Below are 20,329 nucleotides of genomic sequence, written 5' to 3'. Positions count from 1 at the left end.
TTTGAGGCCTGCTGTTATTATGTTAGAATAAATCAGTCTGTTTATGCACAGTGACACAACTGAATGTTTAGGAGCGATACAGTGAACACAATTAATCAAACACTCAAGCAATACTATGGCTATACCTCTTTCCGCCCCGGTCAGCAGGGAATCATTGAAGCGATCATGAGCGGTCGGGATGTCATGGGAATCATGCCGACTGGTGGAGGGAAATCACTATGCTACCAGATTCCTGCTGTCGAAATGGACGGCTTGACGCTCGTTATCTCTCCACTTATTTCTCTGATGAAAGACCAGGTGGATGGGCTGCTGTCAATGGGCATCCGGGCAGGATTTCTGACCAGCCAGCTCTCTCTTGATCAGCAGAATGAGACCATCAGACAGGCAATCAGAAACGAGATCGATCTGCTTTACGTGTCTCCTGAACGACTGGAAAACGATTATTTTCTGAGCCGTCTGAGTCAGATGAACATCAATCTGATCGCTGTAGATGAAGCACATTGTATTTCACAGTGGGGACATGATTTCCGTCCAAGTTATCAGGCGATTCCCAAAGTCCGGGCATACTGTTCGACGTATCCGCCTTTTGCTGCGTTTACTGCAACGGCAACTCAGAAAGTCAGAGAAGATATTGCGGAAAAACTGGAACTTGACGACCCTTATGCCTTTACAGCCAGTTTCGACCGACCAAACTTGACGTTTTCCATTGTGCATCCCAAGAAGAAACAGCAGAAGCTGCTTGACCTGCTTAAAGATAAAGAATCCAGTGTAATTTACTGCAACACCAGAAAGAATGTCGAACGGGTCCATGCATTCCTGAAGAAAAAGGGGTACGGGGTCGGGTATTACCATGCCGGACTGACTCCGGAAGAGCGGACCAAGTATCAGGAAGACTTCTTGTATGATAAAGCCCCGATCATTGTTGCGACAAATGCCTTTGGAATGGGTATAGACAAAAGTAATGTACGTCGCGTTATCCACTACAATATGCCGCTTGATATGGAAAGTTATTATCAGGAAGCCGGTCGTGCCGGACGAGACGGGGCACCTGCTGAAGCGATCCTGTTCTATTCCAGTCAGGACATCATTACGAATAATTTATTGATCGAACAGGGGAATCACCCGCATGCCAAGAAGAATCTGAACACGATCATTTCTTATTGTAAAACAGGCCAGTGTCTCCGCAAAATTATTCTGGACTACTTTGATGAAACGCCGCAGTTTGAGACATGTGACAACTGCTCGAACTGTAACGGAGAAACGGAACTTGTCGATGTGACCAAGGCTTGCCAGAAGATTCTTTCATGTATCTACAGAATGAATCAGCAGTATGGGATGGGACTCGTGACGGATGTTTTGAGAGGGAAAGATAATGCGAGAATCAGAGCGCAGGGGTTCGATGACCTTTCGACTTACGGCATTATGAAAGAGTCTGCTGATCAGGAAATAAAGGACATCATTGCGCTTATGGTGAGCGAGCAGTTTCTTCACGTGGGAGGGGACCAGTATCCGATCCTGAAATTCACGGAGAAGTCTGTGGATCTGCTACATGCCCGCAGCAAGCTTTTAATGACCAGACACCAGAAGGCTGAGCGAACGAATACCAAGCATGCTACTGTAGAAGAATATGATGAAACACTGTTCGAGCAGCTTAGAGCGTTACGTAAAGACATTGCTGCGGAAATCGGGAAACCCCCGTTTGTTGTGTTTACAGATAAGGCATTGATGAGTATGGCTGCTGTATTTCCGCAGACACCGGCAGATTTCCTTTCGGTTCATGGAGTGGGAGAGGCGAAGCTGGAAAAATACGGGGAGGACTTTCTGGAACTCATCACGGACTACTTGGCGAACAAATCCTGAAACTGAGAACTGAAATTAGAACAAATCGTAAGCGTGACGATTTGTTTACAGAATGGTAAAAGCTTCCTTATCTTATGATGAGAAGGCCGTCCTTAAGGTTTTTTCATCAGGTTGAATATGCTACAATAAACGAGTTTGAATGAATCAGAGAAGTCTTTTATGAAAGGAAGTAGAAACAAATATGACAGACATCGAACAGCTTATTACATCCAATCCTTTATTGACTGACATCAGAAACAGTGAAGAAATCTTTTGGAACAATTCAATGTATCTCCCTGTTGAAGAAGCAACGAAACAGACTAAGTACTCAATGGCCGATATTGAGGATGCGGAGGCACGTCTGCAGAGATTTGCAGCTTTCATCCGTGTAGCTTTCCCGGAAACTGAAGCCACTGATGGGATAATAGAATCACCGGTGTCAGAAATTTCAGACATGAAGAACTACTTGAATGACACACTTGCAACGACTCTGGACGGCAAATTGTTACTGAAACGTGATGATCTGCTGCCTATATCAGGAACGATCAAGGCACGAGGTGCGATTTATGAAGTGCTTAAGCATGCAGAAAATCTTGCGCTTCAAAAAGGAATGCTCGAAAGTACCGAAGAAGATTATGCTGTATTTGCAAGTGAAGCATTTAATGAATTTTTCTCTTCCTACCATATTGCTGTAGGAACGACAGGAAATCTGGGAATCAGCGTAGGCACGATGGCGCGCAAACTGGGATTTAACGTAACGGTTCATATGTCCGTAGAAGCCAAGCAGTGGAAAAAAGATTATTTAAGAGACAAAGGTGTCGAAGTTATCGAGCACGACACAGATTTCTCCAAAGCTGTAGAAAATGGTCGCGCTGAATCTGATGCGAATCCTAACAGCTATTTTGTAGATGACGAGCATTCAGTGGAGCTTTTCTTAGGTTACACAGTAGGCGGCTACCGAATGAAGAAACAGCTTGAGCGAGAAGGCATCACTGTTGATGCTGACCACCCGTTGTTCGTCTATCTTCCTTGTGGGATCGGCGGGTCTCCAGGTGGGATTACGTTTGGTCTGAAGCAAGCTTTCGGAGAACATGTGCATTGCTTCTTCGCAGAACCGACCAAAATGCCGAGCATGCTTGTCGGGCTGCTGACTGAAAAATATGATGATGTATCCGTCTTTGACTTCCAGCTGGGCGGACTGACTATCGCCGATGGTCTGGCTGTTCCACGTACATCAGGTTTAGTTGCTAAACTGATGAGAACGTTCTTCAGCGGCGGGTACTCTGTGCAAGAAGGTGTGTTCAACGGGCTGCTTTCCAGCCTGTATGACACTGAATCGATTTTCCTTGAGCCAGCTGCAGTCGCTGGGCTTGTCGGGCCTTATCGTCTGATGAAGACTGATAATGGCAAGGGCTACATCGAATCATCAGGTCTGTCTGATAAAATGGATCAGGCTACTCATATTGCCTGGGCAACAGGCGGGTCAATGGTCCCTGAAAAAGACCGAGCTGCTTTTCTTGAAGAAAGCAAAGCGTATTCCATCAATTAAATGAATAAAGTAAAGACCCTCAGCTGTGTGCAGCCCCAAAAAGTTAGATTTTTCGGTTCTAACTTTTAAAGGTCACTATAGCTGTGAGGGTCTTTTCTATACATAACAGGCAACTGATAATCTGATAGGTTCTTAATACCCATGGACAGCGATAATGCTGTGAAAAAAGTAAGGCTGTTCTGAATGTTTGATCAGAACAGCCCTTTTGCATAAGTTTATAGTTACATATTCATATCAATGACCATTCGGCCTTTAAATTTACCTTCTATCATTTCATCGAAAATATCATTGATGTCTTCGATCGGGCGTTTCTCAACTTTAGGGACGACCAGTCCTTCTGCTGCAAAGTCAAATGCTTCCCGGAGGTCTTCACGGGTACCGACCAGGGAGCCGACGACTTCTATCCCATCCAGTACAAGACGAGGGATGCTCAAGTCCATGGCTTCCGGTGGGAGTCCGACTGCCACAACCACACCACCTGCACGGACACAGTCAATGGCTGAGTTGAAAGCTGATTTTGCTACAGCTGTTACTACTGCCGCATGGGCTCCACCTATTTTCTCCTGCATAACTTGTTCAGCATTTTCCTTTGTCGGGTTTAGGATCAGGTCTGCACCCACTTCTCTAGCAAAATCAAGCTGTGTATCGTTGACATCGATTGCTACGACTTTAGCATTGAAGACATTTTTGGCATACTGCAGAGCAAGGTTCCCCAGACCTCCCAGGCCGTAAATCGCAATCCATTGGCCCGGCTTGATTTTAGCCTCTTTAATCGCCTTATAGGTCGTCACACCGGCACATGTCACACCGGCACATGTCACACTACTTGCAGCAGCAGGATCCAGCCCATCTGGAACTTTTACTGCATAGTCAGCGGTCACAATACACTGTTCGGCCATTGCGCCATCAACAGAATAACCGGCATTCTTTACTTCACGACATAACGTTTCACGTCCATTGACACAGTATTCACAGTGGCCGCAGCCTTCGAAGAACCAGGCAATACTGACGCGGTCACCGACTTTTAAACTAGTGACATCATCCGCTACTTCTCTGACAACACCAATTCCTTCATGGCCGAGGGTAACGCCTGTCTTGTCACCAAAGTCTGCATTTTTAACGTGAAGATCGGTGTGACATACACCACAAAACTCCACATCAACGAGTGCTTCTCCTGAACGAATCGCTCTGATATCCTTGTCTTTCACTTCAACTGTCTTGTCGCTCGTTACAACTGCTGCTTTCATGATTTTTCTTCCTTTCTTGTTAAATTCTTACTGTAATTATAAATAAAATACATTGTTCAGTCAATCACAAACTATAAATATTATGAATATAAAATGCTGTATTTTAAGGTTTTAAATTTGATCATTAGTGATCATGGTGAATTTTGTACTCAATTTATTTTACAAAAACAAATCCATATGTTTACTGAAGAGGAAATTTTTACTGGCGCGCTTATGCAGAACTTTTTTCAATTAAAACTGTTCTCTTAGTTGATGAATCCATCTAAAAAACGGTATGATAGTAGTAAGCATTTTATCCACTGATTCTGGAATGTTTGCAAAACAATTAGAGGGAGACTTTTAGATTAATGAAAAACTATAAACGTTTACCAAAACACATTGGCGTGATTCCAGACGGCAACAGGAGATGGGCCGTCCATAAAGGATTAAAAAAACATGATGGGTATGATCATGGGATTGGACCGGGACTTAAGTTATATGAAGCCTGCCTTGAACTCGGGGTAGAAGAAATGACTTACTATGGCTTTACTATGGATAATGTCAAGCGTCCGTCGCTTCAGACAAAAGCATTTCAGAAAGCATGTGTTGATTCAGTAAATGAACTGAAAAAACGTGATGCAGACTTGCTGGTCATAGGAAATACGGATTCTAAAGTATTTCCTAAAGAACTGCTTCCTTATGCAATGAAACGAACCAAATTTGGTGAAGGCAGAATGAAAGTCAATTTCCTCGTCAATTATGGCTGGAACTGGGATCTGAATTACGGATTGAAAAATGGAGAAGCTTCTAGTGATAATAACGTCATCGACCATATAGCATCCAAAGATATTTCCCGAATGGACATGGTCTTGAGATGGGGCGGAAGAAGGCGCTTGAGCGGTTTTCTGCCGATTCAGTCTATTTATTCCGATATTTATGTGATCGATGAATATTGGCCGAACTATAAAGATGAGCATCTGCATGAAGCACTGGAATGGTATCAGGAAACTGATGTAACATTAGGTGGATAACTATAGATATAACCAGTGAAGAGAGTAAGCAGACGACTTCTGTTTATTCTCTTTTCATAAAGAGGAGACTGAGCATACAATGACGAACGATAATCGGATCATCGTCCTGGTTGGACCAAGTGGAAGCGGAAAAACGACAGTGGGAGAACTTTTGACAAAGAAAGGAATACCTAAACTGGTGACGACGACGACCCGCCAACCACGTGAAGGAGAAATAGATGGCGTCGATTACTATTTCAGAAAAGTTGAAGAACTGGACTCGGATGATTTTATTGAACAGACTGTCTATAATCAGAAACTTTACGGCCTGACAAAGAAGGAAGTGACTGAAGCGTTAGAAAAAAAGCCAGTTGTCCATGTTTCATTGGATAAAAATGGAGCGAAGGCTATGAAAGAAACTTTTCCAAAAGAAACTATCGTAATCTTCATCTATGTATCAACTGAAGAGATGAAAAAGAGAATGGCAGGTCGTGGAGACAGTGAGCAGAAAATCTCTGAACGACTGTCTTTCAGCAGACAGACTGATGAGCTGAAACCAGTTGAAGAAGCAGATCTGATTATTGAAAATAAATCTGTAGAGGATACTGTTGATAAAATCCTGAGCCTGATTGGAAAGAAAACAGACCAGTCTATGGCTGAAAATGAGGAATAGCTTATGGAAATAGATCCTAAAACGATTGTCTGGTATCCTCTTTTTACCTTGCTGATTTATCTGATATTGAGTCTGTTGTTCGATCTACCGTTCTGGACACTGTTTCTCGCTTTATTTCTCGTTTTTCTTTATATCCTGGTGATTATAATTATTGAAATTAAAAAGTAGAATTGTAAAGACCCACAAATTGACTGTCTCTCAATCAACTTGTGGGTCTCAGTCTATTCAGTTTAGTCTGTCATTCTGTTCAGGAAGTGAAATTGCTCGATGCGAAGCTGTCCGGTACATCGATTCCGCTTGCGTTATAATTTTCTCCATTCATGATGGAATTCTTAACGATAACATAATCGACTTTACGAAGCGATTCAATGTCATTGCCACCAGCGTAGGAGATGGAAGACTGCAAATCCTGTTTCATTTCAAGTAGGGTATCAGCGATATCCCCTTTGTATTCGGTCAGCATCTTTTTCCCTTCGACATTTTTACGTTCGCCTTTCTGATGAGAAGAGGCACTGCCAAAGTATTCTTTATATGGTCTTCCATCGATCGTCACCATTTTACCTGGAGACTGATCGTGTCCTGCGAACAGGGAACCGATCATGACCATAGTTGCACCGAAACGAATGGATTTTGCAATGTCTCCATGAGTACGGATGCCGCCATCGGCAATTAGTGGTTTGCGGGCTGCTTTTGAACAATGAGAAAGAGCAGCAAGCTGCCATCCACCGGTTCCGAAACCAGTTTTAAGTTTAGTTGTGCAGACTTTACCCGGACCAATACCGACTTTAGTTGCATCTGCACCGGCGTTTTCAAGTTCACGCACGGCTTCAGGAGTACCGACATTACCGGCAATCAGAAAAGTTTCTGGAAGATGATGCTTCACGTGACGGATCATATCGATGACCAGATCAGAGTGACCGTGGGCCACATCGATCGTAATGTAGTCAGGAGCAAGATCTTTTTCAGCTAATTCTTTTACAAAATCATATTCATCTGTTTTGACGCCTAGACTGATAGAAGCATACAGTCCGCGGTCATGCATTGTACGGATAAAGTTGATACGTGTTTCTTCTTCGAAACGGTGCATGACATAGAAATAATTATTTTCTGCGAGCCAGATGGACAGCTCTTCGTCCACCACTGTCTGCATATTTGCAGGAACTACAGGCATGGCAAAGGTATGCTTGCCTAATGTAATGGATGTGTCACATTCTGAACGACTTCTGACGATCGATTTCGCCGGAATAAGTTGTATATCTTCATAATCAAATACTTTCATGGTGTACTCCTCTTTTTTGCAGTCTGAAAAGACAGATAGTAGGGAGAAAAACATGTTTTTTAGAATTGAGTTTCCCTAAACTACTTTACCGGAAGACACGCATCATGTCAAAGCCACTTTGCAATTAGATATGTCTGATTTTCGAACAGGAATGTAACGTTTGAAAGTCAGACGAATACACGGTAAACTGATAAATTGAAAACATAAATAGTTTGCGAAAGGATAGAATAATGGAAGAAGCAAAAGATTATATTGTTAGTAAGTTCGGCAAGCCCAAAAATCTGTTTATCCTGGCCACCGTGCTCACCATTCCATTTCTCTTTTTAGTCTGGATGAGTTTTTATGACTGGGGATTCATCGGTCTACTGGATGAAGTGATAGGGAATGAGTTTCATGAAGAGAGACGAGCTCTTTTGACATGGGGATTTATCTTTGTCACACGTCTGGGTGATGGCTGGTTCGTGGGACTGTTTACGATCCTTTTTTCTCTCTACATCTGGCGTTTCAGAAAAAACACGCGACTGGCGGTCTGGTATTTTCTTACAGTCAGTGTAGGAGCCGGAGGTGTGAACCAGCTGGTAAAGATTTTCTTCAGACGGCCGCGACCGACTCATGTTGAGCACCTGATCGTTCAGGGTGGTTATTCTTTTCCCAGCGGACATGCCATGGGATCGATTATTACCTATGGTGCTTTGCTGTTTCTGATCATTCGAGCCAGTAAAAGCTGGAAACCTGTTCTCGCTGCTTCGGTGACACTTATCCCGCTCATTGGGCTGATTGGCATCAGTCGAGTATATCTGGGCGTGCATTATCCGTCAGATATCATTGGCGGCTACTCACTTGGGCTGGCGATTCTCTCACTTAGTATCGGACTCTACAGTGCCTCACTTCGGAACAAAGGGTACAAGAAAGGCGAACGATAAATAAATCCCCCTTGCAACAGGAAATAGGTCTGTGGCAAGGGGGATTCTTTTATCTACAGGGCATTTAGTTTATATAATACCAATAATCATCGCAATCGCTCCGAAAGCAATGGCCGTCCAGTTCAACCCTTTTTCATTGCTGGCAAGACCGACAGTTCCTAAAATGATTGCGGCTAACCCTAGAGGGATATTCCAGACGAAAAATCCGATCAGGGCTATCGCCATGGCGGCCCATCCGATGAGTTTGCCTACTTTATCTGATTTCATGATTCTCTCTCCTTGTCTACCTGTCTCACTCTTATTTTAAAAGTATACCTTACTTACCGGAGTCAGACAATTAAGTCAGCTCTTTTTTTTTGACATAGTCAGCGATTGGATAATCTTCAACCGGAAGCAGGGGCGAGATCTTTCTAACAAGATCCGCCAGACATTTTCCGACTAATGGACCTGCTGTCAAACCTGTCGACCCGAGACCGCTGGCTGCATACACGTTTGGAAGATCAGGAACTTCTCCGAAAAATGGAGCAAAGTCAGAGGTATAGGCTCTAGTTCCAACCCGGTAGGATGTAATGGATGCCTGATGCAGTTCTGTCGAAAAGAAAGCAGCGGCATCATCAATCAGCGTGCTGACTAGTTCTTCATCGATGGTCAGATTGAATCCTTTGTCATTCTCATGTGTCGCTCCTATTACTACTTTCCCGTCTTCAAAAGGAATAATATCCGCTTCGCCTTCAGGCATGATGACCGGCCAGTTTTCAGTTTGATGATCTGACAGCTGGACTTCCGCAAGCTGACCTTTTTGTGGTCTTATATCAACGTCATAGCCTTCAGGATCGAGCAAGTCCGGGAGCCAGGCTGCAGCGGACAGAATGACAGATTCAAAAGAGTCTTCAGAGTGGTCTGTCAGGACTGAATAGCCTTGATCTGCTCGCTTGAATCGAGCTTTTTTCCTGATCACAGCAGCTCCATTTTCAACCGCTCGTGATAAAAGCAGCTCAACTAATCGGCCGCCGTCAACGCGTGCCCCTCCAGAAGCCCAAAGTGCTGAATTCTCCCCTTTATAGACCGGAATTTTTTCTCTGATTTCATCGGCTGTTAAAATAGCGAGCTCACCTATTTCCGGTGCATCCAGCCGCCTTTTTTCTCCTATTTCAAGCATCTCAGTCAGATATTCGGGTTTCTTTTTAAATAAAAGGGTGCCGACTTTCCTGTAAACTGAAGAGGGAATCTCCTTGCCCTGCATGACTTCAGATAGAAAATCGGGATAAAAAGCAGCGCCTTCCTTGACCATGACATACCACTTTTTGTTTCGACGTCTGGAAAGCCACGGACTTATTATTCCTGCAGCAGCTGATGTTCCTTGTCCTGTCCCTTCGTCATATATCGTCAGATCAATAGAAGGATCTTTGCTCAATTCATAAGCGGCAGAAGCACCGACGACTCCTGCTCCAATTATAGCAACGCGTTTATTCATATGTGTCAAACCTTTCTTTTACTCTCTTTCCAAGTTTAACATGTCTGTTCAAAAAGAAAACAGGGAGGAGAAAAAATAAGGGCTGCCCGAAAATAACTTGTAAGTAGAAAATGTTCAGGATATACTGTTTACATTGATTTATTAAATGAGTTTTATTAGTGATTATAAAATACATAAGTAACAGTAGAGATAATAACAGGAGGATAAGCAGTGGACAGATTATTAGGATTGGCCATACTCAGCCTGCTGATGTGGACGATCATTGGCATTATTAAAGCATACAAAGGTGAGACCTGGTCCGTATTTGTAACATCAGGCCGAGGATGGAATACGCGCCGACTACTTAAAGAGAATAGGAAACAGGATGAAATGGTCATTCAGTCGGTTATAAGAGGGGACCTGATTCAGTTAGTACTTACTGTGATCACATTAATCAGTCTAGGAGTCAATAACCGACTGATTAGTTTCGCTTTAATTGCAGTCTCAGTTGTTGTCATACGTCTATTGGACAGACAGCTTTTGAAGCAGTTGTCTTTACCGACTCAGTTGAAACATGCAGGACAGCAGGAAAAAGAAAGAGACTGATTTACATAAAGGACCATCGCTTCCTGGCCACCAGTAATTTAAGAAAATTTGAGATCAGTTTGAATTTTCTCAAAAAAGATGTTGACGGATCCATTTCATAGGTGTAGTATGAGAATCACATTAAAAAACAGACGAAAGGAAGGTCAACATGCTTACACGATCTGCTCAATCCAGACAACTGAATATGGCTTGGAACAGCTGGCGCAGATTGTTGTATAGATGAAGACTTTCTTTCATAGATACAACGTTTAGAACAAATCTAAATTTTGTATCTATGCCGGCTCACTTTGACGAGGATTTTTTTACACCGCATAGATGATAAATTATCTATGTGGTTTTTGTTTATTTTAAGGCAATTTCCACGATTCGATTCAATTCGTGGAGATTGCCTTTTTTTGTACCACTAGGTATGGGTGAATAAAAATCTTCTGTCAAAATGAGTCTTAATTAAAGGAGTGGATGCAGATGGAATCTGACTGGGACTGGCGCAACAAGAAATTGACCGAAAAACCAATGAATTTAATTAAGAGAGGACAAATCAATCATGAAAAGAAAAGGTATGATCATCACTTTAGGCGCTATTTTAGTTTTACTTATCGGAGTCTTTGTTGCCTCGCTGACTAGTGCAGATGACGACACAGCTATAGACAGCGGAAATCGTAATGGAAGCGAACAAGTAGTTGATGAGAGCGACGAACAGGAAACTGTGAAAATCGGTATCCTACAGACCACCAGTCATCCGTCGCTGGACGAAATTACGGCGGGGGCAATAGAAGGGCTGGCTGAACATGGCTATGTCGAAGGGGAGAACGCAGAAATCGACTTTCAGAATGCTCAAGGCGATCAGAACCTGATGAACACGATGGCTCAGTCTCTCGTGGAAGACGGGGCAGATCTGCTGATCGGTATCGGTACACCGGCCAGCCAGGCGTTTGCCAATGCAACCAGTGAGATTCCGATCATCATGGGTGCCGTATCCGATCCCGTCGGTGCCGGTCTGGTGGAGTCAGAAGACGAGCCGGGAACAAATGTCACAGGTGTGAAGAATCAAGCCCCGGTCGAAGCCCAGCTGGAGCTGATGAGTGCCGTACTTCCGGAAGCCTCAACGATCGGGCTATTATACAGTTCAGGTGAGGACAATTCCAGGGCTGAAGCAGAACGGGCGACAGAAGTGATTGAATCAATGGGGCTTGAACCGGTCACTTATACGGTATCAAGTACGAATGATATTCAGCAGATGGTTGCATCCATGTCTCAGGAAGTCGATGTAATTTACCTGCCGACTGACAATACAATAGCGAGTGCGTTCGACACCGTGGTCAGCGAAGCGGACCGTTACGACATGCCTCTGATTCCGACGGTCGATCTGATGATTGCCCAGGGGGGACTGGTTACAGTTGGAATCAACCAGACACAGATGGGGGTCGAATCAGGACGGATGGCTGCAGAAGTACTGGACGGGCGGGACCCGAGTGCGTTCCCTGTTTTTGTCCTGAGTGAAGGAGATATTCTAATCAATCAGGAGAAAGCGGAACGTCTGAACGTCACCATTCCAGAATCTATTCTGGAGGATGCGGTTATCATCGAAACTAGGGAATAAGAAAGGGAATCAGCTTATGGTCATATCAGCAATCGCACAGGGGCTGCTTTGGGCAGTGCTTGGCATCGGCATTTTCACAACTTACCGGATTCTGAATTTTCCGGATCTGACGGCAGAAGGCTCATTTCCATTGGGAGCCGCTGTCGCTGTTACAGCTATTGTCAATGAAATACATCCCGTACTGGTTATGGGGCTGGCAGTTCTGGCCGGTATGAGTGCAGGCCTGGTGACGGGTCTTTTATACACTAAAGGAAAAGTCCCAGTCATTCTAGCCGGTATTCTAGTCATGACGGCGCTGCATTCCGTGATGCTCTACGTGATGCAGCGTCCGAACCTGAGTCTTTTAAATCATCCAAGAATCTTTGACAGCCTGGCTTTTTTACCTAATTATTTCGACGCAGTTGTGGTCGGGCTGGCAGTTGTCAGTCTCGTCATCGGCTTGCTGCTGTTTTTCTTCTACACCAGTTTAGGTCAGGCCTATATTGCCACAGGGGATAACGAAGCGATGGCCCGATCGTTCGGCATTCAGACCGACCGCATGAAAATTATCGGGCTCGTCTTTTCTAACGGGATCATCGCACTGGCCGGCTCTCTGATTGCTCAGAATAACGGCTATGCGGACGTCAACGGAGGAACGGGTGTCATCGTCATCGGGCTGGCTTCACTGATTATTGGGGAAGTCGCCTTCAAAGATGTGACTCTGGGCGAACGACTGATTTCCATCGTTATCGGAAGCATCCTGTATCAGCTACTTCTTCTCGGTGTAATCAGACTCGGCTTCGATACGACTTACATCAGGTTATTCAGCGCATCCATACTGGCGGTCTGCCTGATGATCCCGCAAATCAGACGGGCGCTTAAACTGGACACATTGATCCGGAAAGAGGGATAAGGGATGACCACACTACTGAATTTAAAGCAAGCAACTAAAACAATCCAGAATGAGTCCGATACGAATACGACGATTCTGGATCATGTCGATCTGACAATTAGAAAGGGAGAATTCGTCACAGTCCTTGGAGGGAACGGCGCAGGGAAAACGACCTTGTTCAACAGTATAACCGGCACGATCGAACTGACCAGCGGTAAGCTATACATTGGAGATAAGGAAGTGACAAGACTACCCGAAGAAAAAAGAGCACGTCATATCTCCCGGGTCTTTCAGGATCCGAAAATGGGGACTGCTCCACGAATGACGGTGGCGGAAAACTTGCTGCTTGCTCTGAAACGAGGGGAGAAACGGCACCTTCTGCCAAGGAAAATGAAGGCTCAAAGAGACTCATTCCAAACCTTGTGTGCCTCAGTTGGAAATGGGCTTGAAAAACATCTGGACACGCCGACGGGGCATTTATCCGGTGGGCAGAGACAGTCATTGAGTCTGCTTATGGCTACATTGACAAGGCCAGAGCTCCTGCTTCTGGATGAACATACTGCTGCACTGGATCCTAAAACGGCAAAGCGCTTGATGGAGCTGACACAAGAAGTTATCGAAACTCATCAGCTCACCTGTCTGATGATCACGCACCGGATGGAAGATGCCTTGAAGTACGGCAATCGGCTGATTGTTCTCGAAAATGGAAGAATCAAACTGGATCTGAATGCTAGAGAAAAAGCACAAATGAAGCTGGAAGATCTGTTTGTTCTGTTTGAAGAAGAAAAAGCTCAGATCATTTAACTTTAATAGAACTTCTGATGGGGAAAATATAATTATAGGAGAGTGCAAGGATAATGGAGACAGCAAAAGGATTTTTCGGAACATTTGGTGGCAGTTTCGTCCCTGAAAACCTTCAGGCGGCTTTGGATAAGATTGAGACAGCTTTTGACGAGGCTAGAGAAGATGACGCGTTCAAGGAAGAATACCAGTCGATTTTAAAAGAATATGTGGGTAGAGAGAATCCCCTGACCTACGCAGAGCGGTTATCAGAACGTTTCGGCGGCCCGAAAATCTATCTTAAAAGAGAAGATCTGAATCATACAGGGGCGCACAAGATAAACAATGTGGTGGGACAAATTCTTCTGGCCAAGCGAATGGGAGCGCATCGCATCATTGCAGAGACAGGAGCGGGACAGCACGGGGTAGCGACTGCGACGGCCTGCGCGATGTTTGGTATGGACTGTACGATCTATATGGGTAAACTGGACACCGAGCGCCAGGCACTCAATGTGTTCAGGATGGAGCTGCTCGGAGCAGAAGTGGTTCCTGTCGAGCAAGGACAAGGGCGGTTGAAGGATGCCGTTGATGTCGCTCTAGGAGATCTGATCGAGAATTATGATCACACATTTTATCTCCTCGGTTCAGCCGTCGGACCGCATCCCTATCCGTCCATCGTCAAGTATTTCCAGTCAGTGATCAGCGAGGAATCGAAGAAGCAGATTCTTGAAAAAGAAGGCAGTCTGCCTGCAGCGGTTGTTGCAGTGGCCGGTGGAGGAAGCAATGCGATCGGCTCCTTTGCTCACTATATTGAAGAACCCGGCGTGCGTCTGATCGGGGCGGAGCCTGAAGAAGCAGCGACGATGAGTAAAGGAAAAGCGGCGGATCTGCACGGGTTCAGAACCCTTGTCCTGCAGGATGAAAACGGCAACCCGGCACCGACCTATTCAATCGCTGCCGGTCTGGACTACCCGGGAATCGGGCCTGAACATAGTTACCTGAAAGATAGTGGGCGTGCTGAATACTATACGGTATCGAAAAAAGAGGTCATGTCTGCCTTCAAGAACCTGTCCGAAACTGAAGGAATCATTCCGGCACTCGAAAGTGCCCATGCTGTCGCCTTAGTAGAAAAACTGGCGGATGAATTTTCTCCTGAAGAGCCTGTGATCATCACTATTTCTGGTCGTGGAGACAAAGATGTGGCCTATGTCCGGGAGCTGCTTGACTCGGAAGATTTTGACTAGCACAACTTGATGACTGAACGTAACTGAAAGAGGAAGGGGCCTTCGCTGAACAATGTTAAAGGCTCTTTCCTCATTTTGTGTATAATAAAATGAGGAACTAAATACTTAGATAGAACAGGGGAGACAACTAATGGGATTTAATAGTAAAGACTATCTTTTGGGGCAGATAGACAAGCAGCATATTCGTACGAAGAAGAGTCGGTATAAATTAGATCTGGACCATGAAGAGTATCATCTGAGTGATGAATTGAGACGGGAGATTCTATCGAGCGATATACAGACACTTCAGAATTTAGTCAGAGAAGGCAGAACTACATACGCCGAAATTGCGATGTGCTTTTGGAATGAAACAATCAGGCAGAAAAGATACAATGTGGTCATCTCTCTGAATGAGACTATTGTTCAGGAGGCTGAAGAACTGGTCTTTGATGACGAGCATGACCTGCTTTATGGTATGCCGGTCCTCGTTAAAGATAATATCAGTGTGAAGGGGATGCCTGTTACAGCGGGGGCTGCTGTTCTTAGAGATTATATAGCTGAGGAAGATGCAGAACTTATCCAGCTTCTTAAAGAAAAGGGGGCACTGATTCTGGGGAAAACAAACTTGACCGAATGGGCAAATTTTATGTCTACTGACAGTTCCAATGGATATTCTGCAGTAGGTGGACAGACGATACATCCATTGGGACAGTTTGATGTTGGAGGATCGAGTGCAGGAAGTGCCGCTGCTGCAGCCTTGAGCCTGTCTCCTGTTACCGTCGGGTCGGAAACGGCCGGGTCTATCATCTATCCAGCCAGTCAGAATGGTGTGGTCGGACTTAAACCGACACTTGGTCTAGTCTCTCAGGACGGTGTTATCCCCATTTCAAAAACGCATGATACTGCGGGGCCGATCGCGAAAACTGTCAAGGATACGTATCTGCTTTTCAAGGGAATGGCGTCAGCAGTTTCAGAAGAAGCAGAGTGGTCTGAAGCAGGATTTAAAGGTGTGAAAACAGGTATCCTGGAAAACGAATCGATCAAGTCCCTCTATAGAGAAGAAGACGAAGAAATAATAGAAGATGTTCGGCAGAAGCTGAAAGAAGCCGGAGCGATCCCATCTGAGTATTCTTTAGATGAAAAGGCACTTGAAGTAGACTATGTTCCGGTTCTGAAGTATGAATTCAATACAGGGATCAAGTCTTTTTTCAATCAGAGTCGGACCCATCCACTGACTCTCGAGACAATTAGAGCGTTCAATGAAGAAGAAGGGGAAGATCAGACGGCACCTTTCAATCAGGAGCTGCTGATTCAGTCAGCCGGTGTTGAAGAGACTGCTGAAGACATCACTCAGATCATCACATCCAATCAGACGGTTACACGACAGGCACTGGAAAAAGCCTTTGACTCCGTGGATGTTCTTCTGACATTAAGTAATTATGCGACTGCTGTCTATTCCGCATCCGGTTATCCAGCAGTCACCGTTCCTGGATATGTTCGCGCAACCAGTGAGCCTATTGGCATAACCCTTATCGGCCAGGACGGAGAGGATGTCCGGTTAATGGAACTGGCCTATGCTCTGGAGCAGATTATTCAGTAAAGGGTACAGACAAGCAGGTCATTATATCAGGGCAGTTAAATTAGAATAAAGCCATTTAATTTTAATCTTATTATAGTAAAACGGCTGGACTTCGTATACAATAGTAAATACACTAATTAATAGGGGAGATACTATGGGGAAAACAGCTATAAACAACGGACGTCTAATTGATGGACTTGGGGGACAGCCGGTCCGCGATGGACTGGTCGTATTCGAAGGAAACACCTTGATTTACGCAGGAGAAGCGGAAGGATACACCTTGACTGGAGATGAAACGATAGTCGATGCCGGAGGAGGAACCATCCTCCCAGGACTTATCGATACCCATGTGCATGTCATGATGGAGTTTGAAGGGGTTCAGAAACGACTGGAGACTCCTTTTTCCTACAGATTTTATCAGGCTGCCCAGTATATGAGGAAGACACTGGATGCTGGAATCACATCTGTCAGAGATGCATTAGGGGCAGATTTAGGTGTTAAGAAAGCTGTGGAAGAAGGATTGATCGCCGGTCCGCGTCTGCAGCTGAGCATCAATGCACTGACGATCACCGGTGGACATGGTGATGGCTATACTACATCTGGTCAGACGGTTGAACTGCTTCAGGCCAATTATCCAGGGATGCCTGACGGGCGGGCAGACGGTGTGGAAGAAGTCCGGAAGAAAGTCCGTGAAATGCTTCGTGCCGGAGCTGAGGTCATTAAAGTCCATGCGACGGGTGGCGTACTCAGCCCGACCGACCATCCGGAGTTTACCCAGTTTTCTCTGGAAGAACTGAAAGTCATTGTGGAAGAAGCGCGTTTCAGAAAAGGTGTGCGAGTCATGGCCCACGCTCAGGGAGCTGAAGGGATCAAACAGGCCGTCCGGGCAGGCATCCATTCAATTGAACACGGCATCTTTCTCGATGACGAAGCTATTGATCTGATGAAAGAAAACGGAGCATTCCTGGTGCCGACCTTGCTGGCTCCAGTATCCGTTCTGGAACTTGCTGAAGAATCCGGAATGCCTGATTCAGCTGTCGAGAAGTCCAAGGAAGTCATTGAGATCCACAAGGAAAGTGTCACTAAAGCTCATAAAGCAGGAGTTAAAATAGCTATGGGTACTGATGCTGGAGTCATGCCTCACGGACTCAATTTAAGGGAACTGGAACTCATGACCGATGTGGGGATGACACCGATGGAAGCAATCGTGGCCACCACAAAAACGGCAGCTGAGTGTCTAGGATGGGAAGACAAAGTCGGGACCCTTGAAAAAGGAAAACTGGCCGATATCGTCATCGTCAAAGGCGACCCCCTCGAAGACATTGCGAGCCTGGCGGACACCGATACCATTCAATATGTCGTCAAGGACGGAAAGGTCGAAAAAGACACCCTGACTAAATAAGATGATTTGAAAACAGCCGACTGGATCGGCTGTTTTTTCGTTCTGAAGGGGTTGAGATGATGATACTCGTCAGCTGACGAGCATCGTCTATACAGAGAAAAGAAGAAGGGGTTCAGTGTGACGATGCTGGATGCAGTTGAGGAGGGGCTTATGGCCACCTCAAATCCTCTTTTTATCTTCAGTTTGTCACAAGATTCCGCCCATCCCATGGGTCTGCTCAAAAAAATCTGAATCTAAGATCCTACCACTGAATCTACGCTAAACGAGGCGCCTCCTTTATAGATAAAGCAGTTAAAAAAACTCAAACAATTTTAGTCAGTTTTTCGATAAAAAGACAATGAGTATAGTAAGGAGGCGAACGAAATGGAGATATTAAAAGCAAGACAACCATCCGACTTGCTCAGAGGACTGAATTACTTGGATAAACGGTTTGAATTGAAGGAGCCGGAGAAGCGTTACCTGATTAATCTGCAGAAAGGATTAAGTGGAGAGACCGCATTTGACGATAAAATAAATCAGCATATCGATAAGCAGGCCATCGTACTGAATGATCTGCTTCTATTGAACAAAGGACTGTCTTTTAAAGTGGACTCCCTGCTGATTGCCTCACACGGGGTGTATATATTCGAAATCAGGAACTATGTTGGACGCTATGTCAGGCATATGGAAGGCTTCAGTACGATACATGGGGAGGAGGTGGCGAATCCGCTGATTCAGCTGAATAGATCGGCATCTTTTCTCAGTCAGCTTCTGAAAGAGTGGGGAAGTGAGCTGAAGGTCACAGCTCATCTGGTGTTTATCCATCCACAATTCAGTTTATACAATGCGAGAGTAGAGGATCCAATCATCCTGCCGAATCAGATCGATGAGTACCTGGAGGATCTCAATACAAAAAGCCGAATGCTGAGCAGGGATCATCACGATCTGGCCAGACGCATACTCAAACTGCATGACGATGACAGTCCCGTGCAGAATCAGCTGCCGTATTATTCCTATAAGGAGTTGAAGAAAGGGTTATCTTGCAATGCCTGCGGATCCTTTGATCTTCTGATTACTCAACGGTCCTGTTACTGTAAATCCTGTTTCGTTAAACGTGCAGTAACGGATGTAATTCTGGACAATATAGAAGAACTGCAGTTTCTCTTTCCTGAGACCACTCTGACGACGGCTAAAGTAAACGAGTGGTGCGGGGATGCGGTTCATTTCAGACGGATGAGAAAGGTGTTGAAAGAGCACTATACAGCGACAGGAGCCACTTCCGGGAGAGTATATGAGCAGACAGTGCCCCGGCGCTGATGAAGACAAAACTGGCAGTACAAAAAATGCCCGACCATAGGGATCAGCCTGCAGGAGAAATACTCCGTGCAGGACTGGAATCCGACTGGGCGGGCAGAAAACTGACTGGTTGTTCAGTCAATTTAGTTCAAACTAATTATTCACTTCAAAAGCTGGTTCCAGATGGCCGTTTTCGGCAAGATCATCAAGGAAATCATAGACTTCCTGGCTGGTAAAGGCGTCCTTAAGGGCCTGGATAGCATCAGAATCCTGGTTATCTTCTCTTGCTACAAGCTGGATCGCGAAAGTAAAGTCTTCATCATCTTCCAGGATAAGTGCATCTTCAGGTGTCAGCCCAACTGATTCAATATAAGTCGGATAGTTGAATACCAGTTCCACACCGTCTTCGTAGGCAGCTGACAAGTTTAGCAGATCGATACTTGTAAAGGTCAGATCATACGGATTTTCTTCAATATCATTTACAGTGGCTTCGAAGCTGACATCCTCACTCAATGTGATCAAATCGTAGTGATCCAGAATCATCAGAGCACGGGCTTCGTTTGACGGGTCACTTGGAAGTGCCACTTCTGCTCCTTCTTCAATATCATCGATCGATCCATAGACTGGAGAATAGAAGCCTACAATCGCATTATAGATAGGCTGGATGGCAACCAGGTTACCGTCTCGTTCTGTGTTGAACATTTCCATGAACGGTTCGTGCTGGGCGAAGCTGGCATCCACTTCATCATTAAGGAGAGCTTCGTTGTACTGGATATTGTCGGATACTTCTACAAGTTCGACACTGTATCCATTCTCGATCACATCTCCGGCAATTTCAACGATATCTGTCATCGGAGGAAGGTGAGAAGCGACTTCAATGACGACCTCTTCACCATTGCCGTTTCCAGATTCTTCAGTTGTTTCCTCATCTGTTCCATTTGTTTCATCAGCAGTTTCTTCAGTTGCGTCACCGCAGGCAGCCAAGAGCAGAGCAGTACTTCCTAAAAGCAGGGTTTTTCTAAACATAATAATCTCTCCTTA

Annotated in this window: 19 protein-coding genes; 14 read left to right on the top strand and 5 right to left on the bottom strand. The window is 45.1% G+C overall.

Annotation, left to right across the window (positions count from 1 at the left end; all coding sequences use genetic code 11):
• The first annotated feature begins 81 nt into the window (after positions 1-81).
• Both recQ and dsdA read left to right on the top strand, forming a co-directional pair.
• The gene (gene recQ, locus BMX79_RS05420; protein WP_246117639.1) at positions 82-1,860 is read left to right on the top strand and encodes a DNA helicase RecQ; all 1,779 of its coding nucleotides are present in this window, start codon (positions 82-84) and stop codon (positions 1,858-1,860) included.
• 181 nt (positions 1,861-2,041) lie between these two features.
• Positions 2,042-3,388, top strand: a complete 1,347-nt coding sequence (gene dsdA / locus BMX79_RS05415; RefSeq protein ID WP_091480042.1) for a D-serine ammonia-lyase — start codon at positions 2,042-2,044, stop codon at positions 3,386-3,388.
• 221 nt (positions 3,389-3,609) lie between these two features.
• On the opposite strand, the gene adhP is transcribed toward dsdA, so the two are convergent.
• Complete coding sequence (gene adhP, locus BMX79_RS05410; protein WP_091480040.1) at positions 3,610-4,635, bottom strand: alcohol dehydrogenase AdhP; 1,026 nt, start codon at positions 4,633-4,635, stop codon at positions 3,610-3,612.
• A gap of 347 nt (positions 4,636-4,982) precedes the next feature.
• Here adhP and BMX79_RS05405 point away from each other — a divergent pair, with 347 nt between their 5' ends.
• From BMX79_RS05405 to BMX79_RS12510, 3 genes are all read left to right on the top strand, one after another.
• Positions 4,983-5,645, top strand: coding sequence for an undecaprenyl diphosphate synthase family protein (locus BMX79_RS05405; protein ID WP_091480037.1), 663 nt, complete (start codon positions 4,983-4,985; stop codon positions 5,643-5,645).
• Between the two features lie 79 nt (positions 5,646-5,724).
• On the top strand, positions 5,725-6,297 hold the full coding sequence (locus tag BMX79_RS05400) for a guanylate kinase (protein ID WP_091480034.1): 573 nt from the start codon (positions 5,725-5,727) through the stop codon (positions 6,295-6,297).
• Between the two features lie 3 nt (positions 6,298-6,300).
• Positions 6,301-6,465, top strand: a complete 165-nt coding sequence (locus tag BMX79_RS12510) for a hypothetical protein (RefSeq protein ID WP_170230971.1) — start codon at positions 6,301-6,303, stop codon at positions 6,463-6,465.
• A gap of 79 nt (positions 6,466-6,544) precedes the next feature.
• Here BMX79_RS12510 and guaC read toward each other — a convergent pair whose 3' ends face one another.
• Entirely contained in the window at positions 6,545-7,576 is a 1,032-nt protein-coding gene (gene guaC / locus BMX79_RS05395) for a GMP reductase (protein WP_091480032.1), read from the bottom strand.
• Positions 7,577-7,806: 230 nt separating this feature from the next.
• On the opposite strand from guaC, the gene BMX79_RS05390 reads away from it, so the two are divergent.
• Entirely contained in the window at positions 7,807-8,499 is a 693-nt protein-coding gene (locus BMX79_RS05390; RefSeq protein WP_091480029.1) for a phosphatase PAP2 family protein, read from the top strand.
• A gap of 69 nt (positions 8,500-8,568) precedes the next feature.
• Here BMX79_RS05390 and BMX79_RS05385 read toward each other — a convergent pair whose 3' ends face one another.
• Together BMX79_RS05385 and BMX79_RS05380 are read right to left on the bottom strand one after the other, a co-directional pair.
• Positions 8,569-8,766 (bottom strand): hypothetical protein, encoded by a 198-nt coding sequence (locus tag BMX79_RS05385; RefSeq protein ID WP_091480026.1) that lies wholly within the window; start codon positions 8,764-8,766, stop codon positions 8,569-8,571.
• 70 nt (positions 8,767-8,836) lie between these two features.
• Positions 8,837-9,973 carry an NAD(P)/FAD-dependent oxidoreductase gene (locus BMX79_RS05380; RefSeq protein WP_091480024.1) on the bottom strand — a complete coding sequence of 379 codons (1,137 nt, stop codon included), beginning with the start codon at positions 9,971-9,973 and terminating at the stop codon, positions 8,837-8,839.
• 210 nt (positions 9,974-10,183) lie between these two features.
• Here BMX79_RS05380 and BMX79_RS05375 point away from each other — a divergent pair, with 210 nt between their 5' ends.
• From BMX79_RS05375 to BMX79_RS05340, 8 genes are all read left to right on the top strand, one after another.
• Entirely contained in the window at positions 10,184-10,558 is a 375-nt protein-coding gene (locus BMX79_RS05375; RefSeq protein ID WP_091480021.1) for a hypothetical protein, read from the top strand.
• Between the two features lie 544 nt (positions 10,559-11,102).
• A complete protein-coding gene (trpX, locus tag BMX79_RS05370) occupies positions 11,103-12,158 on the top strand; it encodes a tryptophan ABC transporter substrate-binding protein (protein WP_091480019.1) in 1,056 nt (351 codons plus the stop codon).
• 16 nt (positions 12,159-12,174) lie between these two features.
• On the top strand, positions 12,175-13,050 hold the full coding sequence (locus tag BMX79_RS05365; RefSeq protein ID WP_091480310.1) for an ABC transporter permease: 876 nt from the start codon (positions 12,175-12,177) through the stop codon (positions 13,048-13,050).
• A 3-nt stretch (positions 13,051-13,053) separates the two neighbouring features.
• Entirely contained in the window at positions 13,054-13,833 is a 780-nt protein-coding gene (locus BMX79_RS05360) for an ABC transporter ATP-binding protein (RefSeq protein WP_091480017.1), read from the top strand.
• Positions 13,834-13,886: 53 nt separating this feature from the next.
• Positions 13,887-15,053 (top strand): tryptophan synthase subunit beta, encoded by a 1,167-nt coding sequence (gene trpB / locus BMX79_RS05355; RefSeq protein WP_091480015.1) that lies wholly within the window; start codon positions 13,887-13,889, stop codon positions 15,051-15,053.
• A gap of 130 nt (positions 15,054-15,183) precedes the next feature.
• Complete coding sequence (locus tag BMX79_RS05350; protein ID WP_091480012.1) at positions 15,184-16,632, top strand: amidase family protein; 1,449 nt, start codon at positions 15,184-15,186, stop codon at positions 16,630-16,632.
• 133 nt (positions 16,633-16,765) lie between these two features.
• On the top strand, positions 16,766-18,013 hold the full coding sequence (locus BMX79_RS05345) for a metal-dependent hydrolase family protein (RefSeq protein WP_091480009.1): 1,248 nt from the start codon (positions 16,766-16,768) through the stop codon (positions 18,011-18,013).
• A 363-nt stretch (positions 18,014-18,376) separates the two neighbouring features.
• Positions 18,377-19,309: a nuclease-related domain-containing protein gene (locus BMX79_RS05340; RefSeq protein WP_091480007.1), complete on the top strand. Its 933-nt coding sequence runs from the start codon at positions 18,377-18,379 to the stop codon at positions 19,307-19,309.
• A 132-nt stretch (positions 19,310-19,441) separates the two neighbouring features.
• Here BMX79_RS05340 and BMX79_RS05335 read toward each other — a convergent pair whose 3' ends face one another.
• Positions 19,442-20,314, bottom strand: coding sequence for a MetQ/NlpA family ABC transporter substrate-binding protein (locus BMX79_RS05335; RefSeq protein WP_091480004.1), 873 nt, complete (start codon positions 20,312-20,314; stop codon positions 19,442-19,444).
• Positions 20,315-20,329 lie beyond the last annotated feature (15 nt).

It is taken from the genome of Alkalibacterium pelagium, assembly GCF_900109325.1.
Lineage (GTDB): Bacteria > Bacillota > Bacilli > Lactobacillales > Carnobacteriaceae_A > Alkalibacterium > Alkalibacterium pelagium.
The sequence above is the reverse complement of the archived record's forward strand: the minus strand, read 5'-3'. Positions and strand labels throughout refer to the sequence as shown.